The sequence below is a fragment of the Spirulina sp. CCY15215 genome (assembly GCF_016888125.1).
Classification (GTDB): domain Bacteria; phylum Cyanobacteriota; class Cyanobacteriia; order Cyanobacteriales; family Spirulinaceae; genus CCY15215.
Map to the genome: position 1 here is coordinate 1 of NZ_JACSWA010000408.1, position 9235 is coordinate 9235.

The 9235-nt window shown below is 41.9% G+C and carries 13 protein-coding genes and 1 pseudogene; 10 read left to right on the forward strand and 4 right to left on the reverse strand.

Translation table 11 applies throughout. The features are described from left to right. Both JUI58_RS11605 and JUI58_RS11610 read left to right on the forward strand, forming a co-directional pair. A partial coding sequence (locus JUI58_RS11605; RefSeq protein ID WP_204103949.1) for a HEAT repeat domain-containing protein occupies nucleotides 1-1653 on the forward strand: 1653 nt, incomplete at its 5' end. 6 nt (nucleotides 1654-1659) lie between these two features. Further along, nucleotides 1660-1878, forward strand: coding sequence for a hypothetical protein (locus JUI58_RS11610; RefSeq protein ID WP_204103950.1), 219 nt, complete (start codon nucleotides 1660-1662; stop codon nucleotides 1876-1878). Between the two features lie 273 nt (nucleotides 1879-2151). Here JUI58_RS11610 and JUI58_RS11615 read toward each other — a convergent pair whose 3' ends face one another. Next, nucleotides 2152-2385 (reverse strand): hypothetical protein, encoded by a 234-nt coding sequence (locus JUI58_RS11615; protein WP_204103951.1) that lies wholly within the window; start codon nucleotides 2383-2385, stop codon nucleotides 2152-2154. A gap of 279 nt (nucleotides 2386-2664) precedes the next feature. Between JUI58_RS11615 and JUI58_RS11620 the strand changes: the two genes are divergently transcribed. From JUI58_RS11620 to JUI58_RS11630, 3 genes are all read left to right on the forward strand, one after another. Next, complete coding sequence (locus JUI58_RS11620) at nucleotides 2665-2877, forward strand: type II toxin-antitoxin system VapB family antitoxin (protein WP_204103952.1); 213 nt, start codon at nucleotides 2665-2667, stop codon at nucleotides 2875-2877. Between the two features lie 199 nt (nucleotides 2878-3076). Then, nucleotides 3077-3286 carry a hypothetical protein gene (locus JUI58_RS11625; RefSeq protein WP_204103953.1) on the forward strand — a complete coding sequence of 70 codons (210 nt, stop codon included), beginning with the start codon at nucleotides 3077-3079 and terminating at the stop codon, nucleotides 3284-3286. Continuing rightward, a complete protein-coding gene (locus tag JUI58_RS11630; protein WP_204103954.1) occupies nucleotides 3283-3549 on the forward strand; it encodes a type II toxin-antitoxin system RelE/ParE family toxin in 267 nt (88 codons plus the stop codon). The genes JUI58_RS11625 and JUI58_RS11630 overlap by 4 nt, the downstream gene beginning before the upstream one ends. On the opposite strand, the pseudogene JUI58_RS11635 reads toward JUI58_RS11630, so the two are convergent. The 3 genes and pseudogenes from JUI58_RS11635 to JUI58_RS11645 form a co-directional block, all read right to left on the reverse strand. Then, nucleotides 3549-3638: pseudogene (locus JUI58_RS11635) on the reverse strand (type II toxin-antitoxin system PemK/MazF family toxin); the annotation flags it as partial. The gene JUI58_RS11630 and the pseudogene JUI58_RS11635 sit on opposite strands and share 1 nt — an antisense overlap. Beyond that, a complete protein-coding gene (locus JUI58_RS11640; RefSeq protein ID WP_204103956.1) occupies nucleotides 3631-3978 on the reverse strand; it encodes a hypothetical protein in 348 nt (115 codons plus the stop codon). The pseudogene JUI58_RS11635 and the gene JUI58_RS11640, both read right to left, overlap by 8 nt. Before the next feature lie 84 nt (nucleotides 3979-4062). Next, nucleotides 4063-4290, reverse strand: a complete 228-nt coding sequence (locus JUI58_RS11645) for a hypothetical protein (protein WP_204103962.1) — start codon at nucleotides 4288-4290, stop codon at nucleotides 4063-4065. A 220-nt stretch (nucleotides 4291-4510) separates the two neighbouring features. On the opposite strand from JUI58_RS11645, the gene JUI58_RS11650 reads away from it, so the two are divergent. From JUI58_RS11650 to JUI58_RS11670, 5 genes are all read left to right on the forward strand, one after another. Further along, nucleotides 4511-4714, forward strand: a complete 204-nt coding sequence (locus JUI58_RS11650) for a hypothetical protein (RefSeq protein WP_204103957.1) — start codon at nucleotides 4511-4513, stop codon at nucleotides 4712-4714. Between the two features lie 66 nt (nucleotides 4715-4780). Next, the gene (locus JUI58_RS11655; protein ID WP_204103958.1) at nucleotides 4781-6067 is read left to right on the forward strand and encodes an ABC transporter substrate-binding protein; all 1287 of its coding nucleotides are present in this window, start codon (nucleotides 4781-4783) and stop codon (nucleotides 6065-6067) included. 42 nt (nucleotides 6068-6109) lie between these two features. Continuing rightward, entirely contained in the window at nucleotides 6110-7018 is a 909-nt protein-coding gene (locus JUI58_RS11660) for a sugar ABC transporter permease (RefSeq protein WP_204103959.1), read from the forward strand. Nucleotides 7019-7021: 3 nt separating this feature from the next. Then, nucleotides 7022-7882 carry a carbohydrate ABC transporter permease gene (locus JUI58_RS11665; protein WP_204103960.1) on the forward strand — a complete coding sequence of 287 codons (861 nt, stop codon included), beginning with the start codon at nucleotides 7022-7024 and terminating at the stop codon, nucleotides 7880-7882. A 47-nt stretch (nucleotides 7883-7929) separates the two neighbouring features. Continuing rightward, on the forward strand, nucleotides 7930-8997 hold the full coding sequence (locus JUI58_RS11670; protein ID WP_204103961.1) for an ABC transporter ATP-binding protein: 1068 nt from the start codon (nucleotides 7930-7932) through the stop codon (nucleotides 8995-8997). The last annotated feature ends 238 nt before the right edge of the window (nucleotides 8998-9235 follow it).

Consider the following 9235-nt stretch of genomic DNA (forward strand, 5'->3'; position numbering starts at 1 on the left):
GAAACTACTGACGATGAATATACCCGTAGGCGGGCGGCAGAGAGTTTGGTGAAAATCGGACAAGGAAATCCTCAAGCGATCGCCGCTTTAATCAGAATTATGGAAACTACTGACGATGAAGATACCCGTAGGCGGGCGGCAGAGAGTTTGGAGAAAATCGGACAAGGAAATCCTCAAGCGATCGCCGATTTAATCAGAATTATGGAAACTACTGACGATGAAGATACCCGTAGGCGGGCGGCAAGGAGTTTGGGGAAAATCGGACAAGGAAATCCTCAAGCGATCGCCGCTTTAATCAGAATTATGGAAACTACTGACCATGAATATACCCGTGGGCAGGCGGCAGAGAGTTTGGGGGAAATCGGACAAGGAAATCCTCAAGCGATCGCCGCTTTAATCAGAATTATGGAAACTACTGACAATGAATATACCCGTAGGCGGGCGGCAGAGAGTTTGGGGGAAATCGGACAAGACAATCCTCAAGCGATCGCCGATTTAATCAGAGTTCTGAAAACTACTGACGATGAATATACCCGTTGGCGGGCGGCAGAGAGTTTGAGGAAAATCGTACAAGGAAATCCTCAAGCGATCGCCGCTTTAATCAGAGTTCTGGAAACTACTGACGATGAATATACCCGTAGGCAGGCGGCAGACAGTTTGGAGAAAATCGGACAAGGAAATCCTCAAGCGATCGCCGCTTTCATCAGAATTCTGGAAACTACTGACGATGAAGTTACTCGTAGGCAGGCGGCAGATAGTTTGGGGAAAATCGGACAAGGAAATCCTCAAGCGATCGCCGATTTAATCAGAATTATGGAAACTACTGACCATGAATATACCCGTAGGCGGGCGGCAGATAGTTTGGAGAAAATCGACCCAGGAAATCCTCAAGCGATCGCCGATTTAATCAGAGTTCTGGAAACTACTGACGATGAAAATACCCGTAGGCGGGCGGCAGATAGTTTGGGGGAAATCCTCACCACACCCCAACAATATGCAGGGGTGGTTTCTGTTTTAAAAGACTGCCTCAGCGATGAAGTTTACCAAATCAACTGTGACCTATTCAACGAATGCTACAAAGTCATTTGGAATTGTGCCGAAAACCTCCCCTATCCCGAATTTTATCAAGCATGGCACAATCCCCCCACCACTCCCCATCCCGAAGTCGAAGATACCACTCCAGTTGCTTCCACTCCCTTCACCCAGCATTGCAACCTAGCACTTTTGCCCCAGAGTATTAACCAAGCCATCCAGTCATCTAGTCACCCCCCAAACCGCCAAATCATTTGCATCGACGGTAGCCGCTTCAGCGACCCCAAAAACCCCGCCCTGCAAATTTACACCGCCCTCAAAAAAGCAAACTGTCCCCCCAGCCCAGACGGGAAACCCCGCACGATCGCCGAATTGCAAGCCTACTGCGAAGACAACCTCAGTGCAGAGAAAATCGCCCTCATCCTCTACGAAGCACCCACCGATCCACCCCCCCAAGAGTTTGATATCGCCGTCCTCAATCAACTCGCCCGGTTTAGCCATCCCCCCATTGCCGTGGTTGTAGGCGATCGCCTCCCCGAGTGCCGATTATCGCACTTCCTGGAAACAGCCCCAGATTTGATCGCCAATATCCTCCAGTGGTTGCACAATTTGGAACGATGAACTAACTTGCTTTTAAACCTTCCTCAACTGCTCCTTATTTTCTACGAAGAGGCGAAACCCCAAGGTTTTAGCCCAACTTTTCTCGATTTTCTCACTCGTTTTGACACTACAATTTGCATTATTACCGACTCACCCCATCCCACCATTCCCACCTTCTCACCCCAAGATCCGCACCTGATTCAAACTATTATGAATTGGTTGCAACGGACTATTTTAGAAACGTGAAGCTGTAACTAAGCTAGAATATAATATCAAATCCGGAAAATTAACTGTAAGAAAAAACCTAGGGAGCGAGACGCTCCCACTACGATAATATTCAATTATTACAGTAAGAAAAAACCTAGGGAGCGAGACGCTCCCACTACGATAATATTCAATTATTACAGTAGCGCGGACATCTTGCCCGTTTGTTATGTCCATTAACCGGATTTGATATAAGTAACCTTTTAAAAAAAAGCCATGACTGAAATTACCCTAGACGAAACCAAACTCAAAGAATTACTCAAAACAGCTATTCGCATTTTCTTTCGCTTCTTCTTGTTCTAATAAACTCATTAACTTATGAGCCGCATCACCATAATTGTAAGGCGACCAAACGCGATGAGATGTAGCATTATCGAGGGATTCGATCGCCTCTTCCTTAGCTAACTCAGCAAGCAAAAATTGCATCATTTGGAACTTCTCAGAACGGGATAACTTCCGCAATTGTTCCAATAATTCAGAATGTGACATAAAAAGCCATTGAATTCATTGCTCTATTTTATCGTGAAAGAGCGCGATCGCAACAATCCCACCCGTCAAATATAGCGAAACTTTTCTCAATGCTCTTGCTCGTTTTGAAGGCGCGATCGCACTCGTTTTAGACCAACCTCACCCTATTCTACAAACCTTCTCACCTCAAAATCCCTATCTCGTGCGATCAATTATTAACTGGCTGCAACAGAATTTTAATGATAAACTAGAGAAATAAAGACGCAAAATCAAACCATCTCATTAAATTAATAACTAACAATGATAACTCAAATCGAACTTAACCCAAAATTGGTTCAAGAAGCATTACAATTAACTCAATTGACAACAGAACAAGAATTAATTAATTTTGCCCTACAAGAACTCATTCGCACTCGCAAAAAGCGCAATCTCTTGGATTTAAGTGGACAAATTAAATTCTCAACTACCTACGATTATAAGGCGTTACGGGAAAATCGAAATGTTTCTTATTGATACTTCTGTCTGGATCGCTGTTTTGCGCGATCGCACAAAGAGAATGGGTAATGATATGATAAGAATATCGCCAACCGAGCATTAAATGAGGTAAAGTTATGACCATTATTCTCAACTTAAGTATCGAAGAAAAATTGATGAAGCACTAAAAATTGCCATTACGCGCTACAATTTGGGTTGTTAACTACAGAAAATAGCAATGTCTGAAATTACACTAGACGAAACCAAACTCAAAGAATTGCTCAAAACAGCTATTTTTGAATTACTGCAAGAACAAAAAGAATTATTTTCAGAACTTGTTACAGAAGTCTTAGAAGATATAGGCATGGAAAATGCGATTAAAGAAGGTGAAAATACTGAAATAGTCAGCCGTGAGGAAATATTCAAAATTCTGGATAGAAAACCATGAATATTGAATTTAGAAAGAGCTTTGCAAGAGATTTGCTCGAAATTATTGATGTTAAGCTGTTGCAGAGAATTCAGGAAGTGATTGAGCGAGTCGAGCAAGCAGAAAAATTAAGCGAAGTGAGTAATATGAAAAAGATAAAAGGCGAGACAGATTACTACCGTATTAGAGTAGGAAATTACCGAATCGGTATTAAATTTAATGATGGTGTAGTTTATTTTGTTAGGATACTGCATCGAAAAGAAATTTACAGATACTTTCCCTAATTATTCACGATCGCACAAGGGCGAGTTTTGCCAATTTCATCACCAACAGTCGGATCGGCACAATAGAGCCAAATTTCACCTCTACGCATAATCTTGATACTCATAGAAATCTTCGGGACAGTCATCAACAAACTCAGTAAAGTTGCTCCCTTCTGCATAGTAAGAACGCATCATTTCAGCCGCATTTTTTAAACTGAGTTTTTCGTTTGTTGCCGGATTTTGAGGTGGTTCTTTTTCCATTTCAAGTAATTGCATGAGTTGTGCTGCACCTGAATTCGAGGTATGCACTCCAGCCATAATTGCTCCAGCTTCATTTCCCAAACTCAATCCCTCTTCCTTAGCTAACTCAGCAAGCAAAAATTGCATCATTTGGAACTTCTCGGCACGGGATAACTGCTGCAATTGTTCCAATAATTCAGAATGTGACATAAAAAGCCATTGAATTCATTTCTCTATTTTATCGTGAAAGAGGGCGATCGCGAACTGATTAAAATATTCGTATCTAAGACAAATCTATTTGTCATTATCATCTGCTAAAATTTCTTGTAAAATCTCTGGTGTTAAACCCCGTTGTTGTGCTTTGTCAGAAATTTCTGCCATAACTTCAGTTAAACTTTTATTGTGTAAATTTCCTCTCAAAAACAATTGAAAAATGTGGCTCAACTGTTTCTGAATTTCAGGATTAGCCCCTTCAAACGCCGTCTTAATATCTTCATCAACTTGAATCGTAATGCTTGCCATAGTCATTATTAATCCTTTGAATATATGCTCTCATTCATTATGACATAGTGACACCCCAACCCTCAACCTCAAAATCTACTCTTGATTCCTAGGCTGGGATAAATACCCCATTCTCAATAAAGTGTTCCAATTTTTGCCAAAACTTTTCCTCTAAATTCGATCGCCTCTTCCAATGATATGATAAGAATATCGCCAAACGAGCATTAACTGAGGTAAAATTATGACTATTGTTCTTAATCTGAGTTTGGAAGTAGAGGCAAAACTAAAGGAAGAAGCAACCCGACAGGGAAAAGAGATTTCTGTTATTGCTTCTGAATTGTTAACGAAGGTTTTAGAATGGGAAGCATGGGATAGAGAAGATGCGATCGCGGGTATTCAAAAAGGTAAAGTTCAACAAAAGTTATTAAGTTTTTTAACATTTTGAGGGTTGATACCCTTTAACCTGGGGAGATTGCGGTAGTAGTAAATCAAGCCCTCATTATAGTTTCCCATGAATGTTCTTTTAAATCTTTGGAGGCAAAGATCGAGATTAACTCGTATTTTGGTTTTAGCGATCGCAACTGTAACCATCCTTCTCACCTGTATTTTGCCCGCTTTGACCCAGCAGCGCGTCAAAATCACGGTGATGATGCAGGCCTTAGAAGCAGCGCAATGGCAACCCATCGTGGCAAAATTCGAGGCGGAAAATTCTGATATCGACCTTGAAATTATTGAAGCCCCGAATGCAACTAATTTAGTTGAAGACCTTTATACTTCTGCATTTCTTCTGGGGGACTCTCCTTACGATCTGGTTTATCTTGATATTGTTTGGGTACCGAAATTTGCCGCCGCCGGTTGGTTAAAGAATCTCAATGAATTTGTGTCCCAAGATGACTTAGATAATTTTTTAGAAGGGGATATAAATGGTGGAAAATATCAAGAGGAACTGTATCGGATGCCATTTCGATCTGATGTTGGGATGCTTTATTATCGCAGTGATTTGTTAGCAGAAAATGCTTATAACCCTCCAGAAACTTTTACAGAACTCATTGATATTTCTCAAGACTTACAAGAGAAGGGTATTGCTAAATGGGGCTATGTTTGGCAAGGGAAACAGTATGAAGGACTTGCGGCTATGTTTGTGGAGATTCTCAAGGGATTTGGCGCATATTGGGTGAACCCAGAAACTTTGGAAGTAGGACTCGACTCGGACAAGGCGATCGCCTCTGTGGAATTTCTTCATAATCTGATTAAAACAGGAATTTCCCCCCCTGGTGTCACCACCTATGAAGAAGAAGAAACCCGGCGATTATTTGAAGGAGGAGAAACTGTTTTTCTGCGAAACTGGCCCTATGTTGCAGGACTTACTTCTCAATCGGATCTTGCGGGAAAGTTTGCCCTCAAACCAATGGTACATCAACCTGAATACGAGAGTGGTACTTGTCAGGGAGGTTGGGGACTAGGAATGTCTGCAACGACAAAGCACCCCGAGGAAGCCTGGCGAGTTATTGAGTTTATAAGTAGCGAAGAAATACAACGAGAATTCGTGTTGGAAACAGGATATTTACCCAGTCGGCGATCGCTTTTTAACGATCCTGCGATCGTAGCAAAATATAGTTACTATCCTCAATTTTTAGAAGTTGTGGAAAAGTCTGCACTCCGTCCTCCTATTGCTCAATATGCTCAAGCCTCGGATATTTTACAACGCTATCTGAGTTCGGCATTAACTAATACTATGAGTGCAGAGAAAGCCATGAAAGCTGCCGCCGCCGAAACCCGTCGTTTATTAGAGAGATAGCTTTGATCATTGAGCAACTGCCCATTACTCATTACTGCAAACATGGAAACAGATACTATTCGGAGACGAGAAAAACAAACAGGATGGCTGTTAATTGCCCCAGCTTTACTGATTTTGGCTTTCGTTTTTTTATATCCCATTGGCCGCGCCTTTTGGTTGAGCTTATTCACGCAAAATTTAGGGACACAACTTGAGCCTGTCTTCTCCGGTTTTAATAATTATGCCAGAATGTTTGGCGATGGACGATTTTGGTACAGTTTATGGAATACAAGCGTTTTTACGACAATAAGTATTTCCCTGGAATTGGTTTTCGGTATGACCTTTGCTCTTGTCCTCAACCAAGCCTTTTGGGGTAGGGGTTTTGCAAGAACTGCAGCCTTAATTCCCTGGGCATTACCCACCGCAGTAATGGGACTCGCTTGGGCATGGATTTTTAACGATCAATATGGGGTTGTTAATGATCTTTTGTTCCGTTTAGGAATTATTAATGAAGCGATCACTTGGTTGGGAGAACCGACTCGAGCGATGTTTTCTTTAGTTGTTGCTGATGTTTGGAAAACAACACCATTTATTGCTTTAATTTTGTTAGCGGGCTTGCAATCAATTTCCAGTGATCTCTATGAGGCCCACGCCATTGATGGGGCAACACCGATTCAGAGTTTTCGACAAATTACTCTGCCTTTATTGGCTCCACAAATTTTAATTGCGCTTCTTTTCCGATTTGCTCAATCTTTTGGGGTCTTTGATTTAATCCAAGTTATGACAGGAGGAGGCCCAGCAGGATCGACGGAAATGGTTTCGATTTATATCTATGCTACTGTGCGGCGTTATTTGGATTTTGGTTACGGTGCTGCTTTAGTAACCGTCACGTTTTTACTGTTAATTATAGCCGTGGCGATCGCTGCTTTCTTTTTATCTAAGTCTCGCATTAATATCTCTGGAGAACGGTGAATCATGACAACAATGCCAACAACTTTCCTAAAATCTCTCAATTGGAAAAAGGTATTACTCTGGACGGGAGTTATTTTCCTAGTTTTGTTTTGTCTTGCTCCTCTATTATGGCAAGTTTTAACCTCATTGAAAACTAATGATGCGATCGCAAAATTGCCAACAGTTTATTTTCCCAATTCTCAACAACTCACCCTGGACCATTACCTCATTTTAGGGGGCAAGTTTCTCCGGTATATGCTCAATAGTGCTTTTGTTTCTTTTACCTCCACTTTGATTTGTTTGGCAGTGGGGGCACCTGCCGCTTATACTTTAGCAAGGCTAAAAATACCGGGAGAACAAATTATTTTAGCTTGCGTTCTTGTCGTTAGTCTCTTTCCTTATGTTCTCCTATTTTTGGGGTTATTGGAACTGGTGAAGTTTTTTGGTTTGGGAAATAACTATCTCTCTCTAATTATTCCCTATACAGCAATTAATTTACCCTTAACCATTTTGGTGTTACGCAGCTTCTTTCAACAACTCCCCAAAGATTTAGAAGATTCTGCCCGAATTGATGGCTATAATACCCTCCAAATGTTACTACAAATTGTTTTGCCTATGACTATCCCCGCCTTAGTAACTACAGGAATTCTCGCCTTTATTTTTGCTTGGAATGAGTTTATTTTTGCGTTAACCTTTATTACGAGAGACACATTACAAACCATCCCGATCGCAATTTCTAAAATTGGGGGGGCCAGTGCCTTTGAAATTCCTTACGGCCCCATCGCCGCCGCCACCATTTTAGGGACTTTACCCCTGGTGATCTTAGTTCTCATCTTTCAACAGCGTATCGTGCAAGGAATCACTGCGGGTGCTGTTAAAGGCTAAATTAAACCTGTCACTTTGTCAAAAATGTTCTCAATTATAAAATCATCATGGCCCAACTAAAATTACAAAATTTACGCAAACAATTCGCCCCGAATGTTGTTCCAGTTAAAGATATTAGTTTAACGGTGGATGATGGAGAATTTTTAACCTTATTAGGGCCTTCGGGATGTGGTAAATCAACCCTACTGCGCTTAATTGCGGGTTTAGAACAACCTACGGCGGGACAAGTGGTTGTTGGGGAAAATAACTTAACTCATATTCCCCCGGGCGATCGCAATATGGCCATGGTTTTTCAAAGTTATGCTCTTTATCCTCACATGACCGTTGCCGCAAATATCGCGACTTCTTTGAAAATCCGTAAAACCCCCCCAGGGGAAATTCAACAGCGTGTTCATACTGTTGCTGATACCCTAGGACTCTCCCATTTACTCGATCGCAAACCCGGTCAACTTTCCGGTGGACAACGGCAACGGGTTGCTCTAGCTCGCGCTTTAGTGAGAAATCCAGAGGTTTTTCTCCTTGATGAACCTTTGAGTAATCTTGATGCACTTTTACGAGAACAAGTAAGAGAAGAACTCAAAGAATTATTTGAAAAGCAAAACAAACCCGTTGTTTATGTGACTCATGACCAAACTGAAGCAATGACATTATCGAGTCAAGTTGCCGTCCTTCTCGATGGGTTAATCCAACAACTCGACCCGCCCAGTCGCATTTATACTCATCCTGCCAATAAATTTGTAGCGGGATTTGTTGGCAGTCCTCAGATGAATTTACTTGCTTTGGAATGCCAAGGCGATCGCGCTATTTTGGGGGATTTTTCTCTGCCTTTACCTTCCTTTTCTCCTCAACCGTCTGGCATCGATATCGGCATTCGTCCAGAGGATTTAAGCCTGGCAACAGAAGATGATAAAATTACAGTTCAGGGCAGTGTTTCCCTGGTTGAACACTTTGGCCGGGAATTACTCGTAAGCGTAAAAATTAAGGGTTCTCATCATACACTTCGTATTCTGATCAACCCCGATCTTCAATGGGAAAAAGAAGACATTAAATTGGCAGTAAATCCCCATCGGATTCATTGGTTTGATGAGAAAACAGGCGATCGCTTAAATCCGTGAAAAATCAGCAAATGATAATTGATGATAGCGATCGCCGGTTTAATCAGAGTTCTGGAAACTACTGACCATGAAAAAACCCGTAGGCAGGTGGCAGAGATTTTGGAGGAAATCGACCCAGGAAATCCTCAAGCGATCGCCGCTTTCATCAAAAATATGTGAGTGGATACCCCAACCTCAACGAAGTAGGTTGGGGAGGAAGCGGTGCGACCCCGGTGAGGAAACCTCACCGGGGTCGCAC

What these genes read in the sequence shown, in the direction of transcription:
- JUI58_RS11615 (WP_204103951.1), bottom strand. Translation starts at nt 2,385, where the DNA reads ATGTCACATTCTGAATTATTGGAACAATTGCGGAAGTTATCCCGTTCT.
- JUI58_RS11620 (WP_204103952.1), top strand. Translation starts at nt 2,665, where the DNA reads ATGATAACTCAAATCGAACTTAACCCAAAATTGGTTCAAGAAGCATTA.
- JUI58_RS11625 (WP_204103953.1), top strand. Translation starts at nt 3,077, where the DNA reads ATGTCTGAAATTACACTAGACGAAACCAAACTCAAAGAATTGCTCAAA.
- JUI58_RS11630 (WP_204103954.1), top strand. Translation starts at nt 3,283, where the DNA reads ATGAATATTGAATTTAGAAAGAGCTTTGCAAGAGATTTGCTCGAAATT.
- JUI58_RS11640 (WP_204103956.1), bottom strand. Translation starts at nt 3,978, where the DNA reads ATGTCACATTCTGAATTATTGGAACAATTGCAGCAGTTATCCCGTGCC.
- JUI58_RS11645 (WP_204103962.1), bottom strand. Translation starts at nt 4,290, where the DNA reads ATGGCAAGCATTACGATTCAAGTTGATGAAGATATTAAGACGGCGTTT.
- JUI58_RS11650 (WP_204103957.1), top strand. Translation starts at nt 4,511, where the DNA reads ATGACTATTGTTCTTAATCTGAGTTTGGAAGTAGAGGCAAAACTAAAG.
- JUI58_RS11655 (WP_204103958.1), top strand. Translation starts at nt 4,781, where the DNA reads ATGAATGTTCTTTTAAATCTTTGGAGGCAAAGATCGAGATTAACTCGT.
- JUI58_RS11660 (WP_204103959.1), top strand. Translation starts at nt 6,110, where the DNA reads ATGGAAACAGATACTATTCGGAGACGAGAAAAACAAACAGGATGGCTG.
- JUI58_RS11665 (WP_204103960.1), top strand. Translation starts at nt 7,022, where the DNA reads ATGACAACAATGCCAACAACTTTCCTAAAATCTCTCAATTGGAAAAAG.
- JUI58_RS11670 (WP_204103961.1), top strand. Translation starts at nt 7,930, where the DNA reads ATGGCCCAACTAAAATTACAAAATTTACGCAAACAATTCGCCCCGAAT.